General features: G+C 52.4%; 24 protein-coding genes. 9 read left to right on the plus strand and 15 right to left on the minus strand.

Annotated elements, in window-relative coordinates; translation table 11 throughout:
* Nucleotides 1-11: 11 nt before the first annotated feature.
* The 4 genes from AB0A83_RS02245 to AB0A83_RS02260 form a co-directional block, all read right to left on the minus strand.
* On the minus strand, nucleotides 12-992 hold the full coding sequence (locus AB0A83_RS02245; protein ID WP_150046353.1) for a thymidylate synthase: 981 nt from the start codon (nucleotides 990-992) through the stop codon (nucleotides 12-14).
* A gap of 66 nt (nucleotides 993-1058) precedes the next feature.
* On the minus strand, nucleotides 1059-1613 hold the full coding sequence (locus AB0A83_RS02250) for a DUF2058 domain-containing protein (protein WP_150046354.1): 555 nt from the start codon (nucleotides 1611-1613) through the stop codon (nucleotides 1059-1061).
* A gap of 75 nt (nucleotides 1614-1688) precedes the next feature.
* Complete coding sequence (locus AB0A83_RS02255) at nucleotides 1689-2903, minus strand: hypothetical protein (protein WP_367155314.1); 1215 nt, start codon at nucleotides 2901-2903, stop codon at nucleotides 1689-1691.
* Between the two features lie 3 nt (nucleotides 2904-2906).
* A complete protein-coding gene (locus AB0A83_RS02260) occupies nucleotides 2907-3746 on the minus strand; it encodes an outer membrane protein assembly factor BamD (RefSeq protein WP_367155316.1) in 840 nt (279 codons plus the stop codon).
* Between the two features lie 87 nt (nucleotides 3747-3833).
* On the opposite strand from AB0A83_RS02260, the gene rluD reads away from it, so the two are divergent.
* The 3 genes from rluD to AB0A83_RS02275 are packed head-to-tail and all read left to right on the plus strand — an operon-like array spanning nucleotide 3834 to nucleotide 6350.
* Nucleotides 3834-4784 (plus strand): 23S rRNA pseudouridine(1911/1915/1917) synthase RluD, encoded by a 951-nt coding sequence (gene rluD / locus AB0A83_RS02265; RefSeq protein ID WP_150046360.1) that lies wholly within the window; start codon nucleotides 3834-3836, stop codon nucleotides 4782-4784.
* A complete protein-coding gene (pgeF, locus tag AB0A83_RS02270; RefSeq protein ID WP_150046362.1) occupies nucleotides 4765-5490 on the plus strand; it encodes a peptidoglycan editing factor PgeF in 726 nt (241 codons plus the stop codon). The genes rluD and pgeF overlap by 20 nt, the downstream gene beginning before the upstream one ends.
* A gap of 2 nt (nucleotides 5491-5492) precedes the next feature.
* Entirely contained in the window at nucleotides 5493-6350 is an 858-nt protein-coding gene (locus AB0A83_RS02275; protein ID WP_367155317.1) for a ZIP family metal transporter, read from the plus strand.
* Between the two features lie 8 nt (nucleotides 6351-6358).
* Here the strand turns inward: AB0A83_RS02275 and AB0A83_RS02280 are convergent, their stop codons facing one another.
* From AB0A83_RS02280 to glnK, 8 genes are all read right to left on the minus strand, one after another.
* The gene (locus AB0A83_RS02280) at nucleotides 6359-7255 is read right to left on the minus strand and encodes a zinc metalloprotease HtpX (RefSeq protein ID WP_367156149.1); all 897 of its coding nucleotides are present in this window, start codon (nucleotides 7253-7255) and stop codon (nucleotides 6359-6361) included.
* 73 nt (nucleotides 7256-7328) lie between these two features.
* The gene (locus AB0A83_RS02285; RefSeq protein ID WP_367155318.1) at nucleotides 7329-8462 is read right to left on the minus strand and encodes a S1C family serine protease; all 1134 of its coding nucleotides are present in this window, start codon (nucleotides 8460-8462) and stop codon (nucleotides 7329-7331) included.
* Nucleotides 8463-8544: 82 nt separating this feature from the next.
* Nucleotides 8545-9009, minus strand: coding sequence for a bacterioferritin (gene bfr, locus AB0A83_RS02290; protein ID WP_150046368.1), 465 nt, complete (start codon nucleotides 9007-9009; stop codon nucleotides 8545-8547).
* Nucleotides 9010-9237: 228 nt separating this feature from the next.
* Complete coding sequence (locus AB0A83_RS02295; RefSeq protein WP_367155320.1) at nucleotides 9238-10002, minus strand: inositol monophosphatase; 765 nt, start codon at nucleotides 10000-10002, stop codon at nucleotides 9238-9240.
* Nucleotides 10003-10184: 182 nt separating this feature from the next.
* On the minus strand, nucleotides 10185-11414 hold the full coding sequence (locus AB0A83_RS02300) for an ammonium transporter (protein ID WP_232056848.1): 1230 nt from the start codon (nucleotides 11412-11414) through the stop codon (nucleotides 10185-10187).
* Nucleotides 11415-11588: 174 nt separating this feature from the next.
* Nucleotides 11589-11927 carry a P-II family nitrogen regulator gene (locus tag AB0A83_RS02305; RefSeq protein ID WP_150046373.1) on the minus strand — a complete coding sequence of 113 codons (339 nt, stop codon included), beginning with the start codon at nucleotides 11925-11927 and terminating at the stop codon, nucleotides 11589-11591.
* A gap of 242 nt (nucleotides 11928-12169) precedes the next feature.
* Entirely contained in the window at nucleotides 12170-13561 is a 1392-nt protein-coding gene (locus AB0A83_RS02310; protein ID WP_150046375.1) for an ammonium transporter, read from the minus strand.
* 21 nt (nucleotides 13562-13582) lie between these two features.
* Nucleotides 13583-13921, minus strand: coding sequence for a P-II family nitrogen regulator (gene glnK, locus AB0A83_RS02315; protein WP_150046377.1), 339 nt, complete (start codon nucleotides 13919-13921; stop codon nucleotides 13583-13585).
* A 428-nt stretch (nucleotides 13922-14349) separates the two neighbouring features.
* Between glnK and AB0A83_RS02320 the strand changes: the two genes are divergently transcribed.
* Together AB0A83_RS02320 and glnA are read left to right on the plus strand one after the other, a co-directional pair.
* Nucleotides 14350-15663 carry a porin gene (locus AB0A83_RS02320; protein WP_150046378.1) on the plus strand — a complete coding sequence of 438 codons (1314 nt, stop codon included), beginning with the start codon at nucleotides 14350-14352 and terminating at the stop codon, nucleotides 15661-15663.
* 153 nt (nucleotides 15664-15816) lie between these two features.
* Nucleotides 15817-17226 (plus strand): glutamate--ammonia ligase, encoded by a 1410-nt coding sequence (gene glnA, locus AB0A83_RS02325; RefSeq protein WP_150046380.1) that lies wholly within the window; start codon nucleotides 15817-15819, stop codon nucleotides 17224-17226.
* A 146-nt stretch (nucleotides 17227-17372) separates the two neighbouring features.
* On the opposite strand, the gene AB0A83_RS02330 is transcribed toward glnA, so the two are convergent.
* Nucleotides 17373-18284 (minus strand): LysR family transcriptional regulator, encoded by a 912-nt coding sequence (locus AB0A83_RS02330; protein ID WP_150046381.1) that lies wholly within the window; start codon nucleotides 18282-18284, stop codon nucleotides 17373-17375.
* A 156-nt stretch (nucleotides 18285-18440) separates the two neighbouring features.
* Here AB0A83_RS02330 and AB0A83_RS02335 point away from each other — a divergent pair, with 156 nt between their 5' ends.
* On the plus strand, nucleotides 18441-19019 hold the full coding sequence (locus tag AB0A83_RS02335; RefSeq protein WP_150046383.1) for a carbonic anhydrase: 579 nt from the start codon (nucleotides 18441-18443) through the stop codon (nucleotides 19017-19019).
* A gap of 47 nt (nucleotides 19020-19066) precedes the next feature.
* Here the strand turns inward: AB0A83_RS02335 and AB0A83_RS02340 are convergent, their stop codons facing one another.
* Together AB0A83_RS02340 and AB0A83_RS02345 are read right to left on the minus strand one after the other, a co-directional pair.
* On the minus strand, nucleotides 19067-19495 hold the full coding sequence (locus tag AB0A83_RS02340) for a DUF4186 domain-containing protein (protein WP_367155322.1): 429 nt from the start codon (nucleotides 19493-19495) through the stop codon (nucleotides 19067-19069).
* 14 nt (nucleotides 19496-19509) lie between these two features.
* Nucleotides 19510-20274, minus strand: coding sequence for a dienelactone hydrolase family protein (locus tag AB0A83_RS02345; RefSeq protein ID WP_232056750.1), 765 nt, complete (start codon nucleotides 20272-20274; stop codon nucleotides 19510-19512).
* 263 nt (nucleotides 20275-20537) lie between these two features.
* Between AB0A83_RS02345 and AB0A83_RS02350 the strand changes: the two genes are divergently transcribed.
* The 3 genes from AB0A83_RS02350 to AB0A83_RS02360 all read left to right on the plus strand — a co-directional run bounded on the left by AB0A83_RS02350 (nucleotide 20538) and on the right by AB0A83_RS02360 (nucleotide 23427).
* Nucleotides 20538-21554 (plus strand): tryptophan--tRNA ligase, encoded by a 1017-nt coding sequence (locus tag AB0A83_RS02350; protein ID WP_367155323.1) that lies wholly within the window; start codon nucleotides 20538-20540, stop codon nucleotides 21552-21554.
* A gap of 92 nt (nucleotides 21555-21646) precedes the next feature.
* A complete protein-coding gene (locus AB0A83_RS02355; protein WP_367155324.1) occupies nucleotides 21647-22501 on the plus strand; it encodes a hypothetical protein in 855 nt (284 codons plus the stop codon).
* A 167-nt stretch (nucleotides 22502-22668) separates the two neighbouring features.
* Nucleotides 22669-23427, plus strand: coding sequence for a serine protease (locus AB0A83_RS02360; RefSeq protein ID WP_367155325.1), 759 nt, complete (start codon nucleotides 22669-22671; stop codon nucleotides 23425-23427).
* Nucleotides 23428-23461: the final 34 nt, after the last annotated feature.

A 23461-nucleotide genomic window follows, 5' to 3' on the forward strand; every position in this document is an offset into this window, starting at 1 on the left:
CGGTATGCGGTTTAGACCGCCATGGTGGCGGTTAGCGGTGAATGGTGGGTATAGCCTTGTAAAACGAAATCGTTCGGTTCTATGCGCTCCAGCCACTCGGGTTCGTAGCGTCGTGTTTCGCGGTAAGCCGGTATCCTGGCGGTAAGCGCAAGCTGGGGTAGCGGTAAAGGCGCTCTGGACAGCTGAGTTTGCAGCATGTCCAGATGGTTTTCGTAAATGTGGGCGTCGCCGATGAAATAGTTAAACCAGCGCGGCGTATAGCCGGTCAAGTGGCCGACCAAATGCAATAGGGCTGCGCCTTCGGCTAAGTTAAAGGGGGCGCCGAGACCGATGTCGTTGGAGCGAACGTAAAGGCACAGCGAAATCTCCTGCTTCACCGTGTTGACCAAAAATTGATACAGCAAATGGCACGGCGGCAGTGCCATTTCGTCCAGCTGGGCCCAGTTCCAGCCATGAAACAGGATGCGCCGATTTCCCGGGTCGCTCATGATGGTGTCCAAGCAAACGCGTAATTGGTCGATCGCCTTATAAAGTAATAGACCGGGTTCGCCGTTATCTTCCACTTCGCCCAGAATGCGATAGCCGAGAGTTTGCGCGTATTCGACCTGCTTGTCGCTTTGCGGGCTAGCGGATTTGATAAGCTTATAAGCGGGCCATTGCCGCCACTGCACGCCGTAAATCGGCCCCAAGTCGTCCGGTTGCAACCGATAGGGGTTGGCCAACCATTGGCTGTTCTCGTTAGCGTTTTGGTCCCATACTTTGCTGCCCAAGGCCCGAAAATCGGCGGCATTGCGGGATGCACGCAAAAATCCGACCATCTCTGCCATTGCCGATTTGAACGCCAATTTTTTAGTGGTGATCGCCGGAAAACCTTGTTGCAAATCGAAGCGCAACATGGCGCCCGGCAGGCTGCAAGTGCGTATGCCGGTGCGATTTTGCTGCCAAGTGCCGTGATCGAGAATTTGTTGAACCAAGTCAAGGTATTGGCGCATGTTGGCAGGGGGCGAGGAAAGATGCGAAATGATTGGGAAAAGTGGCTAAACAACCGGTCGGGCGTATTACCACATTAAATCGTCGGGGACTTGGTAGGCCGCGTAGGGGTCTTCTTCCGAATGGTCATGTTGAGAAGCATCGTTTAGTACCAGTACACAGGCGGCGTCGCGCGACTGAATTTTGCGGGCGATTTCGGCCGGAACGATCTCGTAGCGCTGGTCCACGTTGACAATTCCCGCTCTGCCGTTGGCCAGAGCACTTCTAAGTTTTTCGTCGACTAATACCGTTTTGACTTTGTTTTGATGGTTGAATTGATAGCTCAGGCCGTCGGCCGTTTGCGAAATACGATTCAGATCGACGATTTGCTTGATTTGCGCAGCCAAGGCTTTTTGCTCTTCCGCCAGTTTACGTTGTAAGTTTAGTTCCCGGTCGCGTTCGGCTTGCTGTTGGCGAGTCTGCTCCGCGCTTAATTTAACCTCGTCGACCCACTCGACACCGGTGTTGCGTTGCAGTTTCTGTTGCTTGCGTTTTTCGGCTTTGACTTGTTTGGCTTGATTGCTGTTGGCCAAGCCGGCTTTCAGTAATTGCTCTTGTAAAGAATGGAGTTGCGTTTTTTTCATGATACTAGCCTGCCGGTGCGAAGCAAGGAGGGTAAGGATTCCTGTAGTCTGATCAGTCCGGGGTAGGGGTGGCTGTCAACGGCCTAAAATTTTACCACTGGCGTATTGTTGCCACCACGATAAGGGGCGAATTACCGGCTGCGGGCAACTGTCGTAACCTTGATATTCGATGTCGCGAAACACCTCGTGGCGCAGCCATTGATACGCTTGCGGCGCACTGATTTTTAGTCTTTCCGGAATCAGGATGTATTGGGCGACTAATTCCGCCAGCTTTTCCTGAACGCTTCCGTCATAGCGGCCGGCGTTGACTTCGTGCAGGTACTCGAACGCTTCGAACCACTTGGAGGGCCACAGGGCCAATTGAGCTGCGGAAACGATTTGCATGATTTGTTGGTCGTTGGACATCTTGTGGTACTTGTAGAAAAAGTACAAGTCGTCCGTGCCGTTCCAGAAATGAAAATTGTCTATGGTATGGGCGATTTCGTGTACCGCGATAGGCAGGCGAAAGTCGACCAGATATTCGGCGTTTATGTCGCGGTATACCGTACCTTCTTTACCTTTGTCGAAGGCGGAGACCGTGAAAACGATCAGGTTTTGCCCACTGAATACTTGGGCTACGGTCTGTGAACGAAAGCCTATGCCGGGTACCAGAGTTAAGGGGTGAGTGTAATCCTGCCAGATGCTGGTGTCGTAATCGTCCTGATAGGCTTCCCGAATCAAGTTTTGTACTGCGCGTGGTTTATCGGCGATTTCCTGCGCCAGTTTGTCGATGGGTTTGGCTTTGCTGATGCTTTGCCGTAAAAATCCCGGAATTTTGCGGACGGCTTTTTCGAATGCGCGAATATGATCCTCGCTGAAGCGTTTGATTTGATAGCGGTAGTCTTCGCTATGTTTCACGATGGTTTTGGTATCGTAAAACAAGGCTAAGGCCCGTAATGCCGCATCGGTATCGCCCCAATATTTTTCCAGGACACATAAATCCGGCGATTCGTTGGATTGGCAGTCGGCGCGGTAATCGGCCAAATCCTCCAGATGCTGAGGATTTTTATGGTCGGTCAGAACCGCTACCGCTTGCGCGCGCAGATGCGGACGGCCGCGTTCGTAAAACTGCAGCGAGGCGCGTAAAACCGAAGGCGGCAGAAAGGCCTGTTCGCTGGTCGCGCATAACAGCTGGTTGTCTTTAGACAGCGTGAAAAAACGGTTTTGGAACAGGGTTTCGGCTTGGTCTTGCGCCAAAGCCGCTCCATTCAGCAGCCCAACAGCGGCCGACAGGAGGATGAGATGTTTCAAGCGTTATTTATCCATGCCCATGGCATCCCAGGCTTCTTCCATCATGGTTCTTTCCTTGTAATCGACTGTGGGTGCGCCGTTGGGATAATTCAGTTTATAAATGCGCTCGGCGTCGGCGGCCAGATCGTTGAGGCCTAAGCTTCGGTAGCCTTCCTGCATGATTTCCAAGGCATGCGGAACCGCCGGGGTGCGTTGATATTCCTTGATGATGTGATTCGCCCGGTCCACTGCGGCGACGTAAGCCTTGCGGCGCATGTAAAAATCCGCCACGTGCAGCTCGTACATCGCCATGTTGTTGCGTAAGGCGACCATCCTTAGGCGGGCGTCCGGCACGTATTTGCTGTTAGGAAAGCGTTGTATCAGTTCCTGGAAATTGTCGAAAGCGTCTTTGGCATTGCCCGGGTCGCGCTGAGTGGAATCGGTCGGCATAAATCGGTCGATAAAGCCGATGTCGCGGTTGTAATTGATCAAGCCTTTCAGATAATAAGCGTAATCGACGTGAGGATTGCGCGGATGGACTTTGATGAAGCGGTCCGCGGCCGCCAATGCGGCTTCCGGCTCGTCGTTTTTATAATAAGCGTAGGCGATGTTCAATTGCGCCTGAGCGGCGTAATCGCCGAACGGATAACGGGCCTCTAAGGCTTCGTACAGTTTGATGGCTTTCTGGAAGTTTTTCTCTTCCAACGCCGCTTTGGCTTGTTGGTGAAATTTCGCGTCGTCCCAGCCCACGTACTCGTCTTGTTGTTCCGAACCGTCCCGTTTGCCGCCGCCAAAGAGTTCGCATCCGGACAGAAAACAGCTCAAACTGACGAGAATGACGGTTTGTACTAAAAGTAATCGCATAGAAAATACAACACGTTGTAATATTGCAAGATTTTGCAGCAGGTTCGGACAGAATCAAAGGCTGCGAGTATAACGTAAAAAACCATTATGACGACATTAATAGCAACAGTTCCCGAAGAGTTGGCAGGCATGCGCTTGGACCAAGGTTTGGCGGAAATCTTTCCCGATTATTCGCGCAGCAAGTTGCAAACCTGGATCAAGGCCGGCCGGGTATTGGTGGACGGCGAGCAAATGCAAGCGCGCCACAAATTGGACGGCGGTGAGGAAATCGAACTGGATGCCGAAGCCGAACAGGTTGTGGAATACGACGCGGAAGACATTCCGCTGGACATCGTTTACGAAGACGATGCGTTGTTGATCGTCAACAAGCCGGCCGGATTGGTCGTACATCCCGCGGTCGGCAATTGGCACGGCACTTTGGTGAATGCATTGCTCCATCACCAGCCGGCGTTGGATACCTTGCCGCGAGCCGGAATTGTGCATCGGATCGATAAAGAGACCAGCGGCTTGTTGATGGTTGCCAAAACCTTGGCTGCGCATACCAGCCTGGTCGAACAATTGCAGGAGCGGGCGATTGAGCGCGAATATTTGGCATTGGTGAAAGGCTGGATGACCGCGGGCGGTACCGTGGACGAACCGATAGGCCGGCATCCGACGGATCGTAAGCGCAACACGGTGCGACGGGACGGCAAAGAAGCGATTACCCATTACCGATTGGAGCAGCGTTTCAAACGTCATACGTTGATTCGGGTGAAATTGGAAACCGGGCGTACCCACCAAATTCGGGTGCATATGGCGCACATCAATTACCCTTTGGTTGGCGATCCGGTATACGGTGGCCGATTTCAAATGCCGGCCGATTGCAGCCCGGCCTTGGCGGAAGCGCTGCGCAATTTCAAGCGGCAAGCGCTGCATGCGGCCAAGTTAGGCTTGGAGCATCCGGAAACCGGCGAATATATGGAATGGGAACAAGCCATGCCGGACGACATGCGGTATTTGCTTGAGGTATTGACCGAAAATGAATTGGATCCGACCTGACTGGCCGCTACCGTCGACGGTGCAGGCCGCCACGACTTTGCGGGACGGCGGCGTAAGTCTGGGGTGCTACGCTAGTCTGAATCCGGCCGATCATGTCGGCGATAATCCCGAACATGTCGCTCGCAATCGTGAATTGATCCGAGAGGGGCTTGGTTTGCCCGGTGAACCGGTTTGGTTACAGCAAGTGCACGGCGTTCGGGTTGTGAAAGCGGATCAAACCATTGGATTGGAATGTGCCGACGCCAGCTATACCGACCGGGCCGGGGTGGTTTGCGCGGTTTTGACCGCCGATTGTCTGCCGGTGTTGTTTTGCGGCGACCGGGGCGAGGTGATTGCCGCCGCTCATGCCGGTTGGCGGGGCTTGCAAGCAGGCGTGATCGGGCAAACCTTGCTGGCCATGCAGTGCCGGGACGTCTCGGTGTGGCTGGGGCCGGCGATAGGGCCAGCGCATTTCGAAGTCGGCGACGAGGTTAGAACGGCGTTTGTCGACAGCGATCCCGTGCATTCGGCGGCGTTTCGCGCGGTAGCACCGGGTAAATGGTTGGCAGACCTCTACGGTTTGGCGAGACAGCAGTTGCGGGCGCTCGGTGTCGATGCGGTATACGGCGGAGGGGATTGCACGGTGGCGGACGGCAGTCGATTTTTCTCCTACCGCCGGGACGGTACGCGTACCGGGCGTATGGCTAGTCTGATTTGGAGAAATTGATTTTGGATGTTTTGTTACTGATCGTTATTTTTACCGCGATTGGCGGATTGCTCAGCGTATTGGCAGCCGGGGTGTTTTTGCTGTTGCCGGAACATTACCGGGAAAGTGCGTTGCCGCACGGGATCAGTTTCGCGATCGGCGCGTTACTCGCCGGCGCCTTTTGCGGGTTAATCCCGCATGCATTCGAGGATGTGGCGGCCAGCGATATTCCGGTTTTGTCGGCCACTTTGATGGCCGGCATTTTGGTTTTCTTTGTTTTAGAAAAGTTGCTGGTTTGGCGGCACTGCCATGCGCACGCCTGTGAAATGCACGGAGAGGATGCGCATCATAGCCACAATAGCGCTGAGAACAGCCATCAGCACGGGCGGCGGGCTGCCGGTACCTTCATTATTTTAGGCGACGGCATTCATAACTTCGTGGACGGTATTTTGGTCGGTGCCGCGTTCCTGACCGACGTGCATTTGGGAATGGTGACCAGTTTGGCGGTGGCTGCCCATGAGATTCCGCAAGAAGTCGGCGATTTCGCCATATTGCTGCATAGCGGTTACGAAAGGCGCAAGGCCTTGTTATATAACGTGCTGGCTAGTTTGACCACGGTTGCGGGCGGGGTTCTGGCGTATTTCGGTTTAGGTGACATGCAAGCGTCATTGCCGTACTTTCTGGTTTTGGCGGCATCCAGTTTTATTTATATCGCCGTCGCCGACTTGATTCCGTCATTGCATGTTAAAACCGATATCAAAACCTCTTTGCAGCAAATAGGGTTTATTTTGGCCGGCGTCGCTCTCATCGTCAGTATGCAACATTTGGCGCACCGTTACGAAGCGGCCGATTACCGGGCGATTGGCGCGATCGAGAAGTAGCTTGGCGCTTAGTGCCACAGGCCGCCGATCCGCCAGCGGGGAGGGGTTGTGCAATGGCGGCCCAGCAGTTCTAGCGGAATCCCGGTTTCGTGCGGCCAGAGCTCGGCGTGTTGGGCCCGGGCGTATCGGGTCAGTCGTTCGATGCGCGCTTCAGTGGCTGGGTGGCTTCTAAGCCAAGACGGTTCGGGATTTCCCCAACCGGGCAATAGCACCGACAGCCACGAGCGTTGGGCGCGCTCTATCTTTGCCAGCGCAGAGGCCAACCCCATGGGGTCGCCGGTGAGGCTGGCCGACTTCAGGTCGGCGTCGAACTCCCGGACGCGGGATAAGCCTAGTTGCGTCAATAAAGCCAAATGTGGAGAAAAAACCAACAGTAATATGGCTAGCGGGTTGATATTCACGCTGTAGCCTTCTGTTAGCAGCAACGGCAGGGACAGCATAATTAGAATCTGGCCTACACCCGAAAACAAATTAGTCAAGCGGCTGATGTAATCGGCCAGTCCCATTACTTTCAAGTCTCCGTTGGCGATATGGCTGATTTCGTGGCCCAATACGCCGGCGAGTTCCCTTTGGGTTAGCTGGCTCAATAAGCCGTCGGTCAGGGCGATGGCGGAATGCTTGCGGTTTCCGACCGCGAATGCATTGATCACTGCGCTAGGTAGGTAGTACAGCACCGGCGTCGCCGGTAGCTCGGCGCGTTGGGCCAAGCCGTAAACCATTTGCCATAGCAACGGGGCTTGATCCGGATAAATCGGCCGGGCGCGATATAAGCGCAAGGTTAGCCGCCACGCCGCAACCGGCTCGAACAGCAGGGCGAAACCGGCACCGAATAAAGCGGTCCAGAAGCCGAGTTCGCCTAAGATCAAACTGCCGGTCAGGCCGCTGATGGCCAACAGCAAGGCCATCAGCAACACGGTTTGTAGCCGGTTGCTCCAGGCGTGTTGCTGGGCAAATTCGCGGCTCACGTTACCTCCTGGGCTAGTTGCCGGGCTGCAAGGTGACGGTGAGCTCTGTAGCCGTACCGTCGCGTAACACTGTCACGTGGACTGTGTCGCCGACTTGTCGTTCGTCCAAAATGCTTAATAGCTCATTGGTGGAATTCACCGGTTTGGCGTCTATGGCGGTAATGATGTCGCCGGGGATAATGCCGGTATCGTTCACGCTAGCGCCGAGTAGGCCGGCTTTCTCCGCCGCTGATCCGGGTTGTACACGTAATATCACAACCCCGTTTACCCCCAACGCTTGAACCAGACGTTCGTTCAATGGTTGATTAATTTCTATGCCCAGAGTCGGCCGAATGTATCGGCCATTTTTGATGATTTCGGGTACGACTCTGGCGACGGTATTTACCGGCACAGCAAAGCCAATGCCTGCGGAGGCACCGCTCGGGCTATAAATTGCTGTGTTGATGCCGATCAGGCGGCCGGCGGAATCCAATAGCGGCCCGCCGGAGTTGCCCGGATTGATTGCGGCGTCGGTTTGAATCAAGTGTTCCACCGCAGGCCCTTCGCCGCCGCCCAGCGATCTATCCAGGGCCGAAACGATGCCGGTGGTCAGCGTCCAGTCCAAACCGAAGGGGTTGCCGATGGCGAAGACTTTTTGCCCTACCTTTAAATCATGGCTGCTGCCGATAGGAACCGGCGGCGGGCGCTTGAATCCGACTCCGATTTTAAGGACAGCGATGTCGTGTACTTGGCTGGCCCCTACCAGCGCGGCTTTGTAGTCGCGGCCGTCCGCTAATTTGACGGTGGCTTCGTTGGCGCCGGCGATCACGTGAAAATTGGTTACGACGTGGCCCGCTTCGTCCCAAATAAAACCGGAGCCCGAGCCTTTGGGCACGCTGAAGACGTCGCGGGTCCAAATGTTTTGAACCAGCGATGCGGTGGTAATGAATACGACCGTATCGCGCGACTTTTCGAACAATTCGATGGTGCTTTTCTCGTCTGCCGCCAAATCGCCTCTGGCCGTTACCGTGCGGACCGGGGTCGACGTCGGCGTGAAAGCCGCTTCCAGCGCCGGTAACCATTTCCACAACACGATCAAGCCCGCGAGCACCAGTCCGAGTGTGACGATTCTTTGCGTAGTGGGGTCGGTGGATTGAGGGATTGGCATGCTGAATCTCTAGCAGTGAAGACGAGCGGGAGCGGTTAAAGGCCGGCGGCTGATTGACCAAACCGCCGCCGGCGCGCTGGGATTACATGGCGGATTGCAGGTAGTTTTGTATGCCGATTTGTTCGATCAGGCCTAATTGGGTCTCTAACCAGTCGACATGTTCCTCCTCGCTTTCCAAAATATGCTCGAACAATTCGCGGGTGATGAAATCGTTGATCGATTCGCAATAGGCGATGGCTTCCCTCAGTAGTGGTAGGGCTATATGCTCCAGTTTCAAGTCGCATTCCAGCATTTCTTTGGGATTTTCGCCGATCAATAATTTACCCAGGCTTTGCAGGTTGGGCAGGCCTTCTAAAAATAAAATACGTTCGATGATTTTATCGGCGTGCTTCATCTCGTCGATAGATTCGTGATACACCTTCTCGTTGAGTTTGTGATAGCCCCAGTTTTTGTACATGCGGGCATGTAAAAAATATTGGTTGATTGCGGTAAGTTCGTTTTCCAATACTTGGTTCAGATATTCGATGACTTTTTTGTCGCCTTGCATGGGGGGATCTCCTTAAACGGGTTTGACAGGAATAGTTTAGTCGGACTGGCAAGTGGTGAACACGTTATCACAGTCGCAAGCAGTTAACTACCGAATGCTCGCGGACCTCAGGGTAGAGAACACGCTGAACGTCACGGACTTGCGATACCGGCTTTGCCAGGTTTTTATGGTTGCTCCGCACGTGGAGGCCGTATCCAGTTCGTTAGAAGTGTGTTGTTGGCTTGCCGGCTACATCAGCGGCACTATTTGCGGCAACAAATGGCCGTTGGTAGCGAGTATTTGTTTCGGATACACGCCCGGCACACCGCCGAAATCGGTAACCGTTCCGCCGGCTTCCATGACTATCAGCGCTCCGGCTGCCACGTCGTACAGATTTAATTCCTGTTCCCAGTAAGCATCCACTTGACCGTCGGCCACGGTACATAAATCCAGCGCGGCCGAGCCGAAACGACGTTGCCCGGTAGTCACTTGGGCGATTCGACAAAACCTGGCCAAATTATTGGCATCCAGATAGTCCCGCAAACAAGCGAAACCGGTAGAAACCATGCTGTCGGCCAAATTGACCTCCGTGGACACCGTGATCGGCCGTGCGTTTTTCCATGCGCCTTTGCCTTTTTCCGCGCAGTAATAATCGTCTAAGGCCGGGCCGTAAACGGCCCCCATCACCAGATCGCCGGCCAGTTCCAAAGCGACGCTAATACCCCAGAAATACTGACCTTTAGCGAAAGAATGCGTACCGTCGATAGGATCGACAATCCAGCGGTTCAGTTGATTGGCCGACTGGCCGCTTTCTTCCCCCCAAAACCCGTATTCGGGACATAATTCCGTGAGAGATTGCTTCAGAAAGTTTTCGACCGCGACGTCCGCTACGGTCACCAGATCTCTGGCGCTTTTTTTGTTTACCGCCAGTTGAGCGACATTTCCAAAATGCTCCATCGCCAAGCTGCCTGCTTGGCGAACGATATTTTCCAACGAATTCAAGCTTATCGGCATGTTGCTTCCTTAAGGTTATGCGGTTGCGGCGCAATCTCGGCAATCGAGACTTGCCGAGATTGGAATTTCGGCAGCAGAGGGCACAGGTCTTGGCGGCATGGGTTGCACGGATTTATCTGTACCTGTGTCCTCCGACAGAGACGGCGCTGCCGAATATCAAGGTGCGGAGAGTAATCAGGGCGTTACAAGTTGTGGTATCCGGTTTCCTCGTGCAAGCCGATGTCGAGGCCTTCGACTTCGATATCTTCGCTGACCCGCAAACCTATGGCCATATCGATCACTTTAAGTGCTAAATAGCTGAATACAGCGCTCCACGCCGCTGTAGCCAATACCGCTAAAGCTTGCACCCCGACTTGTTCTTGCATGCTAATGCCGGCAAGACCCAAGCCGCCCAAGCTGTCGGCGGCAAAAACACCGGTCAATATCGAGCCTATGCAGCCGCCGACGCCGTGCACCGGAAAGACGTCCAAGGAATCGTCGATTTTCAAACGGCGCTTAACGTATTGCGTGGCGTAAAAACATACCGTACCGGCGATGATGCCGATTACCAAGCCACCGAACGGGCCAACGAATCCGGACGCCGGGGTGATCGTCCCCAGGCCGGCCACCATCCCGGTAACGATGCCTAACACGCTGGGTTTGCCGAAGCGTAGCCACTCGATAGACATCCATGTCAACGAGCCTGCCGCGGCCGCGATGTGGGTAACGGCGATAGCCATACCGGCATTGCCGTTGGACGTCAAGGCGCTGCCGCCGTTGAAGCCGAACCAACCGAACCACAGCATACCGGCGCCGGTCACCACCATGGTCATGTTGTGCGGAGGCATGGCCGTCGTCGGAAAGCCGCGTCTTGGACCCATGACCAAAGCGGCGACCAAAGCGGCGACGCCGGCATTCACGTGAATGACGATTCCGCCGGCAAAATCTTTGGCTCCAAGTTGGGCCAGCCAGCCGCCGCCCCATAGCCAATGGCAAACCGGGGTGTATACCAAAATCAACCATAATGCGCTAAACCACAACATCGAAGAAAACTTCATGCGCTCGGCAAAACCGCCGACGATCAGCGCGGGCGTGATAATCGCAAAGGTCATCTGAAACATGAAATATACGGTTTCAGGAATATCGCCTGTCAGAGAGGCAGTGCCCATGTCCGGCACGAACATTTTTTCCGCTCCGCCGATAAAACCTTGCCAGTCTCCACCGTCGGCGAAAATAAAGCTGTAAGCGCCTGCCAACCAGAGGATGGATACCAAGCAGGTAATGGAAAAGCATTGCATTAATACGGACAAAACGTTTTTGCTGCGTACCAAACCGCCGTAAAACAGCGACAAGCCGGGTATTGTCATGAACAACACCAGGGCGGTAGAGGTTAACACCCAGGCCGTATTTGCTTGATTGAGGGTGGCCGCCATTGCTGAATTCGGCAGCAAGAAAGCCGGTAAAGCCGGCAATACGATTTTTATTATTCTTGTCATGGTGGTGATTGGTGGATGGTTAGCATGATTATTGCCGCCGATTAAAACAACAAAATCGCCTGGGCCTTACGGCCCGGCGATTTTGTGGTGATCGAAACGGCTGCGTTAGCGCTAAATAGCGTCCGGCCCGGTTTCTCCGGTACGGATACGGATAACTTGTTCCAGGTTGGTTACGAATATTTTGCCGTCGCCGATTTTCCCGGTGTTGGCGGATTTGACGATAGCTTCGACCGCTTGGTCAACGATGGCTTCCGTTACAGCGATTTCCAGTTTGACCTTAGGTAGAAAATCGACCACGTATTCGGCCCCCCTATAAAGTTCCGTATGCCCTTTTTGCCGGCCGAAACCTTTAACTTCCGTGGCGGTTACCCCGGCTACACCGATATCCGACAACGCTTCGCGTACATCGTCCAATTTAAACGGCTTGATAATCGCGGTTATTAATTTCATCGCTTCCCCAAAAAATGAATTGTAAAAATGCCACTTATCGGCTTGATTTTAGTACTAGATGATAACGTAGAGATAGCAATCAAACAGAAAGTAGGCACGCTATCAAAACTTATGGGAATGATAAAAAATTCTAGGTCAACATACAATTTTAGTTGCGGAAACAATGTCTAGTGAGATTCGGCAATCCGGAGCGGACCTCCCCAGTGAGGCGGTCCGCTTTACAGTGTTTAAAATTGCTGCAACTAGAGGTTGTATGAGGATTCGCCGTGCGTGGTTATATCCAGGCCCTCGCGCTCGGAAGCCTCGTCGACGCGCAAACCCAGCATGATGTCGGTGAGTTTGAAGGCTAAAAACGATACGCCTCCCGACCATACAATCGCCGTCATCACGCCCCATGTCTGACTGCCCAATTGTGCAGCCATGTCGTACTCGGCGACAGAGTTGGATACATAATCCCATACGCCTGAGCCGCCAAGAGCCGGACTCGCTACGATTGCGGTTCCCAGTGCGCCTATGATGCCGCCTATGCCGTGGACGCCAAAGGCATCCAAGCTGTCGTCATATCCTAAAGAGTGTTTCAATCCGCTTACGGCCCAGAAACAAACAGCCCCGGCTATCAAACCCAAGAAGATTGAGCCCATTGGTCCGGCCCATCCGCACGCCGGCGTGATGGCTACTAAACCGGCGATTGCACCGGAAGTGGCGCCCAGCATGCTGGGTTTGCCGCGGGCCATCCATTCCACGCCCATCCAGCCCAGTGTGGCGGCGGCGGCGGCCAGCATGGTGTTTAGAAAAACCATGGCTCCCAGTCCGTTTGCTTCCAGGTTTGAACCCGCGTTGAATCCAAACCAGCCGACCCACAGCAAAGAAGCTCCCACCAAGTTTAAGGTCAAGCTATGCGGAGCAATAAACTCCTTGCCGTAGCCAATGCGCTTGCCGATCATTAAGCAGCCAACCAGACCGGCGATGCCGGCGTTAATGTGGACTACGGTGCCGCCGGCGAAATCCAGTGCGCCTTTTTGAAATAGGAAGCCTGCGGTACTTGCTGCGGCATCCGCGGCCGCTTGATCGGTATAGGCGTCCGGACCGGCCCAATACCAAACCATGTGAGCCATGGGTAAATAGCAAAATGTAAACCAGAGGACGGTAAACATTAGAACTGCCGAGAATTTAACCCTTTCGGCAAAAGCGCCAACAATCAATGCAGGCGTTATGGCCGAAAAAGTCAATTGGAATGCAATGTAAACATATTCGGGGACGTACACGCCCTTGCTAAAAGTGGCGGCAAGAGACTCGGGTGTGACGCCGCTTAAAAATGCCTTACTAAAACCGCCAAAAAAAGCATTTCCTTCCGTAAATGCGACGCTGTAGCCGTAGGTTGCCCACAAAATGGCAGACAAAGAAAAAATTACGAATACTTGCATCAGTATCGAAAGCATATTTTTTGCCCGTACCATGCCTCCGTAAAACAGCGCCAGCCCCGGAATGACCATCAGAGTAACCAGCAAAGTCGATACCAGCATCCAAGCGGTATCGCCTTTATCAACTGTTTGCTCTGCAACTTCCTGGGCATAGCTAACCCCGCAAAACCCCGCAAGCACGAGCGACGCAACAGTTAGGTAAATTTGTTTCATTGTTTTATCCTCGCTAATGGTTTAAAGGGCTTCTTCGCCGGATTCGCCGGTTCTAATTCGCACAACCTGCTCCAAATTGGCGACAAAAATCTTGCCATCGCCGATTTTTCCGGTATTGGCCACTTTGACTATGGCTTCTACCGCTTGATCGACCAGATTATCCGCTACGGCTACTTCGATTTTTGCCTTGGGCAGGAAGTCCACGACGTATTCCGCGCCACGATATAATTCGGTATGGCCTTTTTGACGCCCAAAACCCTTTACTTCAGTCACGGTAACACCCGATACACCAATGTCGGACAGTGCTTCGCGCACATCGTCCAGCTTAAATGGCTTTACTACCGCTGTTATAAGTTTCATAAATGCATACCTCTTAAGTTCATGGCCAAATTACCCCTGGGGTTTCGTAAATAACGCTATTCTCAAAAGCAAAGAGCATACCAGTATTGAAGCAGCTGTTTTATAAAGGCTTTTGTCTGGGAGGTTCAGAATTTTCCATTTCAAAGCACCAAAATGGTACGTTTTGCTTTATTTTGGAGCTAGTGTCCGGGTTTTGTGCTCAAGCACTGTTGTTTTTTGTCGTTTTTAGGCTAATTTGCTTAAAATTCTTGTTGCGCAACAACAAAAAATTGGTTTTTAGCAACAAAAGTGGTGCACTTGATGCACTAAGTTTGTGCGATCAGAATGGATTGAGTAGGGCTTATATCTTCAAGCTATTGATAAATATAGTCTTTGTCTTTGGCATGGTAAATGCTGCGTTTATGGGTGAGCATTTACCGGAGAAAATTATGATAAAACCACCTATTACCTTTCCCCGCACATATCTGGCAATCGCATTAACGCTAGCGGCAAATACCGTTTATGCCGGCGATAATTGGATGGAGGCTCCGGGTCTTCTGGGCGCGTTGGGCGCGGATCCGAATGAGCTCGGTTTCATGAAAAACAACAATCTGAAATTCGGCGGCTGGGTTAACAGCAGTATCAGTGCAAACATGAGCGGCAGCCACAGCGATGGTTTCAACGGACCGATCACGTTTAACGATCGCACCGGCGAAGTGCAGATGAATCAGCTGTATTTGTATTTCCAAAAAGAAGTGAATGTAAGCGGCGATCAATTTGATTTTGGCGGTCGGTTCGACTTCATGTACGGTACCGACGCCATTTTCACCCAAGCCTACGGTAACGCTTATGTGAACCGCGGTAACTGGGACTTGCACATCAACGGCCGCGACGAGCGCTTTTACGGCATTGCGTTTCCGCAAGCCTACGCCGAATTCAATTTGCCGATAGGTACCGGGGTTGACGTAAAAGTCGGACACTTTTACACCATCATCGGCTACGAAGTCGTAACCTCGCCGGACAACTTCTTCATCACCAAGCCCTACACCATGCAGTACGGCGAGCCTTTCACCCACACCGGTATCTTGGCCAACTACTCGATAGACGATAATTGGAACATCTCCGCTGGCGCGGTAACCGGCAGCAATACCGGCGGTTGGGACGGCAACTTCGATCGTGGCTTGGGCAACTGGGCATTCTTGGGCGGCGTAACCTGGACCAGCAACGACGCGGGAACGTCTTTGGCGGTTACCTCTACCGCAGGCGAAGTGGCGGAGAATAACAGCGGTGCTTGGAATATGTACAGTGTTGTCGGCAAACACGATTTCAAGGACAACCTGCATTACATCATCCAGCACGATCATGGTTTTGCCGATAACGTAGGGGCTTTGTCCGACAATGGCGACGCCGAATGGTACGGCATCAACAACTATCTGATTTACGACGTCAACGACAAGCTGTCCGCCGGTTTACGGGCGGAATGGTTCCGCGACCATAACGGTTATCGCATCAACGGACCCGGCCGCTGTTTTGCGGCTGCGGGAAACATCGGCAGCAATTATGCCTGCCCCAACGCTACCAGCTACCCGCTTGCCGGTAGCAGTTATTATGGTATTACTGCAGGGTTGAGCTATAAACCGATGGCGTGGTTGAATCTACGTCCTAACGTTCGCTATGACTTTACCGACGACGTCAAAGCTTTCGACAACGGCAACGGCCGTAACCAGCTTCTGGTTACCGCCGATTTCATCGTTACATTCTAATTAGCCCGCCGCTTTAGAAATCAAACCAAGCCTCCCGTTCGGTCAGCCGAGCTGGAGGCATTGATTTCTATAGCTCTTTCCACTGATTGGTGCTATCGTAAGCATCGTTTTTTAACCATCACTAATAATTAAACCAGTAGGAGATTTTGGCCGATGTCAGTAGATAGCGCACTCAAACTTATGCAAGAAAACGACGTGAAATTCGTTGATTTTCGTTTTTGCGACTCCCGCGGCAAAGAGCAACACGTGACTTTTCCTGCTCACGCCGTAGACGCAGACACTTTTGAAGAAGGCAAAATGTTCGACGGTTCTTCCGTTGCCGGTTGGAAACACATCAACGAATCCGACATGATTCTGATGCCGGACGCCAGCACCGCTAAAATCGATCCATTCTTCGACGACAAAACAATGATTTTGCGCTGCGACATCATTGAGCCCAAAGACATGCAGGGCTACGGTCGCGATCCGCGCTCCATCGCCAAACGCGCCGAAGCCTACATGCAATCTACCGGTATTGCCGACACCGCCCTGTTCGGCCCCGAAAACGAATTCTTTATTTTCGACGACGTACGTTGGAGTGCCAGCATGGGTGGTTGCTCTTACCAAGTCGACTCCGAAGAAGCCGGTTGGAACTCCGAAAAAGTCTACGAAAACGGCAACATTGGCCACCGTCCGGGCGTAAAAGGCGGTTATTTTCCCGTTCCGCCGGTCGACTCTTTTCAGGACATGCGTTCAGCGATGTGCTTGGTCTTGGGCGAAATGGGACAAACCGTTGAAGTGCATCACCACGAGGTGGCGACTGCCGGCCAATGCGAAATCGGCTCCAGATTCAACACCTTGGTTAAAAAAGCCGACGAAGTATTGGAATTGAAATACGTCATCGCCAATATCGCGCACGCTTACGGCAAAACCGCTACCTTTATGCCGAAACCTTTGGTCGGCGACAACGGCAACGGCATGCACGTGCACCAATCTCTGTCCAAAGGCGGCGTCAATCTGTTCTCGGGCAATCTGTACGGTGGCTTGTCCGAAACCGCTCTGTACTATATCGGCGGCATTATTAAACACGCCAAAGCGATCAACGCCTTGACCAACGCCTCCACCAACAGTTACAAGCGCTTGGTACCGGGGTTCGAAGCACCGGTAATGTTGGCTTACTCAGCGCGTAACCGCTCTGCGTCCATCCGTATTCCTTACGTCACCAACCCGAAAGCGCGGCGTATCGAAGTGCGCTTCCCGGATTCGACCGCCAACCCATACTTGGCTTTCTCTGCCATGTTGATGGCCGGCTTAGACGGTATTCAAAACAAAATCCATCCGGGCGACGCGATGGACAAAGATTTGTACGACCTACCGCCGGAAGAGGAAAAAGCCATTCCGCAGGTATGCTTCTCGCTGGACGAAGCCTTGAAAGCCTTGGATGCGGACCGCGAGTTTTTGACCCGCGGCGGTGTATTCACCGACGATGCCATCGACGGCTATATCGATCTGAAATCGCAAGACGTACAGCGTTTACGCATGAGCACTCATCCGATTGAGTTCGACATGTACTACAGCCTGTAACCGCCTCCATCTAGCCTTAATACGTTAGAGGTTGAAAACCCCGCAAGCCTTCTAGGCTTTGCGGGGTTTTTTGTGCGGGAGTTTAGGCCTTTCTTCACTTAAGGGAGCGTGGTCCCTTGCTTATAAGGCGTCGTTTATCGTGATGTTTACTGCTCGGGTGGCCGAACGATAGGAGGTTGCTCGAAATAAGCGAGTAGAAAATCGATGAAACTGGTCAATTTAGCCGGATAAAAACGCCGTTGTAGGTAGGTTGCGTATATGGAAACTGCTGGTCGGCGGTAGGCTCGCAGTATTTCGACCAACTCGCCGTTGTCCAGATACGATACTACCGACAAGCGCGGCGCTTGTACTATGCCCATGCCCAAGGCTGCAGCTTGACATAGGGCGCGGCCGTTATTGGAGGCCAATAGCCATTGCGTTTTAACCCGACGAGTTTCGCCGGCTACGTCGAAAAGCCAGAAATCCCCGTGCGGGGTGTCCAGGTAATGCAAGCATTGGTGTTTGGTTAATTCATCTATGCTGGTCGGTTCTCCTTTCAACTTAAGATAAGCCGGCGAGGCGAAGGTGCATAACTCTGTTTCGGCAATCTTGCGTGCTACGACGCCCGGGTCCAGTTTGTCGGTTACCAAAAGAGAAACATCGAAGCTGCCGTCGCGTAGATTGGGTGGCTTGTTATCCAGCGTCATTAAGATACTGACATCCGGATAACGGCGTAGATAATGTTCGATAGCAGGCACCATGTAAATGCCGCCGAAGTCGATAGGTGCGCTGATTTTGAGTTGGCCGCTGATTCTTTCTCCCAGACGTGCGGTTGAGGCTTCCAATTCCGCCAAATCTTCCAACAGTTGCTTTCCGCGGTTGTAAAAGGCTTCGCCGGCACTGGTCAAACTGAGGCTGCGGGTGGTTCGGTTTAACAAGACCACACCTAGCGAAGCCTCCAATTGTGCGATGTATTTGCTGATCATCATCGTGGAGACTTTCAACTCTTTGGCTACAGCAGAAAATGTGCCTAGCTCGACTATGCGGCAGAAAACGTGCATGTTGTTGAATTTGTCCATGTTAATAATATAAACCAAAAGTTTATATTTTATAAACCTTGTCGTGTCTTTAAACCAAAATAAAGTATGTATAAAATCTGCGTCGGAGATAGTCCTTACTACGTCCGGCAGTAATATTGGGAGCCGGACGCTTTTTCACACCAGGGGATAATAATTATGAGCAAGATACTGAACGAAGTATTAATGGCGAACCGTGAGTACGTAGCTGGGTTCAACAAAGGCGACTTGGCAATGCCTCCGGCACGTCAATTTGCTATTTTGACTTGTATGGATGCACGATTGGACCCGGCAAAATATGCCGGGCTATCCGAAGGAGATGCTCACGTCATTCGAAATGCCGGCGGCCGTGCCAGCGACGATGCAATCCGTTCGTTGGTGATTTCATATAAATTGCTGGGGACCAAGGAGTGGTTCGTCATTCACCATACTGATTGCGGCATGGAAACCTTCACGAATGAAATCATGGGCGACTTATTGGCTAGCAGTTTGAAGACCGCCAGTATCGATGCGTCCGGCTGGCACGACGGTGGGGAAGGCCCGGGTTCCACGGACGGTAAGTTTATCAACTGGTTGACAATCAAAAATCAAGCGCAGAGTGTATTGGAAGATGTAAAGCGGATCAAAGCGCATCCCCTTGTGCCGGCTAACATTCCGGTATATGGCTATGTATACGACGTTAAAACCGGTAGCTTGATAGAAGTGCCGGAAGCTAGCGCAGCTGGCGCAGCCGGGTAAGGAAGATAAGCGAAACCGGTTTAAGATCGGTTTCGCGCTTTCAGCTGTCAAACATCGAAGCTGAACAAGTCGAACTGGTGAGGCGCAGAATCGTGGTGTTCGTTGCCATGGCGGTTGATGCCGTTCTCCAGCTCCCGTTGCAGCCAATGCATGAGTACCTCGATAACATAACTTTGTTCGTCGGTGTTTAAGGCGGATCCGCAAGCGATGCCATGCCATTTTTGTAAACAGCCGCGGCAACAACAGGCAGTAGCATGTTGTGCGGTAAATACCGGATGGCCATGGTAGGGCGTTTGTTTGCCGTCGTTAGGAATGACGGCGGGAGCCAAGCGTCGGCGAACCAATTCGCTGGCGTGCCGGCTGATCCGTACCAAACCCTTGTGATGCAGATAGCGCCAATCTGGCTGGTTAAGGCGAAAGCGGCTGCGAAACTCCGACGCCGCCAATCGCGCGAATAGGCGGTCATAATGCTGCATGACGGGCGGAAAGATTAAGGATGCAACACTTGGGCAAACAGTGCTTGCATGGCTAGCCAAGACTGTTTGTCGGCTTCGGCGTTGTAGGCCAGCGGAAGTCCATTGCGTTTCGCCATCCGGTCGGCGTCCGGATTGGTGAAGCCATGTAAAGCGCCCGGATAGTTGATAAACTGGTAATCAGCGCCGGCCGCAGTCATTTCCTGTTTGAACGCCAAGATGCTATCGGCTGTTACGAAGCTGTCGTCCGCGCCGTTTAACACCAGTATTTTGGCCTTGATTTGCCCGGGCCGGGCGGGCGTTTGGGTGGTTAAATTGCCGTGGAAGCTCACTACGGCGGCTAAGTCCAAGCCTAGTCTAGCCATATTCAACACTGTTGCGCCGCCGAAACAATAACCAATTGCGGCTATTTTACCGGGGTTTACCTGGGGCCTGTGGCTGAGCAGTTGTTTTGCCGCTTCAAAACGTTGTCGAATCGCGCTCGGCGAAGCGGCGAGGCTGTTCATAAATGCAGCGGCATCCTTGGCGTGCTCGGTATGACGCCCGTCTCCGTACAAGTCTAAAGCCATAGCCGTATATCCGAGCCCGGCAAGCATCTCTGCGCGTTTACGGGCATAGTCGTTTAAGCCCCACCATTCGTGCACGACCAGCACGCCAGGCTGTTGTGCTCCTTTAGTGTCGTCCCAGGCTAAATAGCCTTTTAAACGGGTGTTGCCTGCCCGGTACTCAATCGTTTCAGTACGTAAGGCGGCAAAGGTAGCGTAGCTAAAGAGCAGCGTCATGATTAAAAGCGTGTATCGCATGCCGAGTTTCCTCCTTGGGTGGTTTTGATCCAGCGAATGACTGCTGAAAGCCGTTAAAAAAAGCGTGTTGCCGGTTAATTTGGCTAGCCAAGATATAGCAGCGTCCTCGGGCCGATTGTCGGGTCTTGCCGCGACATGGTTGCTCCATCGGTTAATCCGACGTTAATGTTCGGCTAAGCAAGCGGATTTGTGTAGAATCCAAGTATTTATCAACTATTAGTCTGTAGTGCACAGGTAAGTATATGAGCAAATCCATCGTTCTGACCGGGATTACCACAACAGGTACACCGCATTTAGGCAATTATGCCGGTGCTATTCGTCCTGCTATTAATGCTAGCAAGGATGAGCAGGTCAGACCTTTTTATTTTTTGGCGGACTACCATGCGTTGATCAAATGCCATGAGCCGGCTCGCGTCAAACAGTCCAGTTTGGAAATTGCGGCGACTTGGCTGGCTTTGGGGCTGGATACCGAAAACGCGGTGTTTTACCGGCAATCGGATGTGCCCGAGATTTTAGAGTTAACCTGGATTTTAACCTGCGTGACGGCGAAGGGGCTGATGAATCGAGCGCATGCCTACAAGGCTGCGGTCGCCGAGAACGAAGAAGGGCAAGGGAACGATCCGGATAAGGGCATTACTATGGGGCTGTTCAGCTATCCGGTCTTGATGGCCGCGGATATTTTGATGTTTAAAGCGCAGCAGGTGCCTGTCGGCAAAGACCAAATTCAACATATTGAGATGGCGCGCGATATTGCTAGTCGTTTTAATCATTTGTACGGTGAACATTTCGTATTGCCTGAGGCCGTGTTGGACGATAACGCGGCGACCTTATTGGGTTTGGACGGGCGCAAGATGAGTAAAAGCTATAACAACACGATTCCGTTGTTCGAGCCGGAAAAAAAATTGCGCAAACTCATCAACAAGATTAAAACCAATTCCTTGGAGCCGGGGCAGCCCAAAGAAACGGAAGGCTGCACGCTGTTTGGAATTTATCAAGCGTTTGCCAACCGGCATGAAATCGACGCGATTCGCCAGCGTTATGCGGAGGGCATAGGGTGGGGGGAGATGAAGCAAATTTTATTCGAAAAAATAAACGATGAGATTGCGCCAGCCCGTGAGAGATACGAAGCTTTGCTGCAAGCCCCCGAACATATCGAGCAGCAGCTATGCCTGGGTGCGGAGAAAGCGCGAGCGATCAGTCAGCCGTTTATGAGGGAGCTGCGCGAAGCGGTGGGAATAGCGCCGATTATGCAGTGTTAGCGATAGGGCTTTTGTGAGGGGGTGATATTGTGAAGCGTCTCATTAAGTTTGTACCGATTGTTTGGTGCTTAGGGACGGTGCGTGCAGACGATATGACGCTGGACATCACCTCAGGCCTGCTAGGGCAGCAATCGACTCAGCAGTCGGGGGTGGACGCGTTCACCAAGCCGCCCACTAAAGCCGGTGAGGAAAAAAAACCGCAAGAATCGCTTAAGCCGTCCAAGCCTAACGTTGTTGAGGCGGTGGATGAGGATGTCGATGAGCAGGGCGAGTTTTCTTCGCATAGGGCTGCAATGCCGGCTATACCTAAACCTAAACCTATTTCCAAGTCTCATGAAGCGGCCGCCAGTGCGAACCACGAGGCCGATGACATGAATCGCCGTTTCCCCATTGCGGCGATGCTGACTCGAAAGCCTTTGCAAGTTTCGGATTTGGATTTCATCGGCGTTCAAGCGGTGAGCGGATACGAGGTTATCGGAGAGTTGCAAAGCGAATTCCGTAACGTGTTGGGTGAAGAGAATTTCGCGTCTCTGGGAGATACCTATTTAGAGGTGAAACAAATCGACATCTGGCTGGAAGCGACTTTAGAAAGTTACGATTTACCGGGCCAATTGCAGGGTGTCGGCGCTATTCTAGGATTGAACAGCGAATTTGCGGCCAGTTTATTGTTCGGGCCGGAAGGTGGCGATTCCGGCGGCGTATATCAGCCGTTGACCTCCCAGACTGTCAATCCTTTGAATGATTTTGAAACGCTGGGGCTTAAGCGTGGTGATTCTACAATTGACGATGAGTTGGTGCGCGACAGTATTTTTCGCTGGATATTTGAATTGTTTAAGCTTAGCAATATCCTCGTCGTCGGCGTTGCGGTATTTGTATGCTACTGCATCGTCAAAGTGATACGGATTGTGTTCAAGCAGCGCAAACTTGACGACTCGTCAACGATGTAATCGGCTTTGTCGGTTCGATGACAAGTTTGCCGGTGTTGCGATGCTATGGAACAAACAATCTCGCCCGAGACAGCGCTATCTACTTATCATAAGCAAAATTTTGAGACAGGTTTTGTCCGTATTTCCTAGGCTGATTAGCCGCAAGTTTATTGTAGAGGTTGTAAAGTATGGGTATTAGATTAGTTTGCGGTTTAATTTGTGTGTTGCTAGGAACAGGCGCTTGGGCTGAAGCGGGAAGCGAATTGTTACCGGGAACCATCCTTAAGGTGAAGCCGAGTGTTGTTGCGGTAGGCACCTATATGCCGGCGCGGAATCCGAACGCGGTTTTTTTAGGAACGGGCTTTGCGGTTGGCGATGGGCGTAAAGTGGTAACTAATGCTCATGTTGTAGGCAAACAATTAGACGTAGGGCATTTGGAGCGTTTTGCTATATTTTATCGGCAAGACGGAAACGAACTGATGCAAGAAGTGAGTTTGGGGCAAACCGATAGTCAGCACGATTTGGCCGTTTTGACCTTGACTCAAGGCCGACTGCCTGCGCTGGAACTCGCAGATTCGACTACAGTTAGGGAAGGCGAGTTGTATGCATTCACCGGCTATCCCATTGGGATGGTTTTAGGCCTATATCCGGTTACGCACCGCGGTATCGTTTCGGCCATATCGCCCAACGCAATCCCTGTCATATCGAGTAAGCAATTGAATTTTAAAATGGTAAAAAGTTTGACGACGCCTTTTGACGTATTCCAACTTGACGCGACCGCGTATCCCGGCAATAGCGGTAGCCCACTTTATGATATCAGCGATGCTAAAGTCGTTGGCATCATTAATAAAGTGTTCGTGCAAGGCAGTAAAGAAAATGCCATTAGCAATCCCAGCGGTATTTCTTATGCGATTCCCGCAGAGCACATTCGAAAACTACTCATGTAAGTCGCTTTCCCGCGAGTAAATTAACTACCAGACC

The organism is Methylomonas sp. HYX-M1 (assembly GCF_040741385.1).
GTDB lineage: Bacteria > Pseudomonadota > Gammaproteobacteria > Methylococcales > Methylomonadaceae > Methylomonas > Methylomonas rhizoryzae.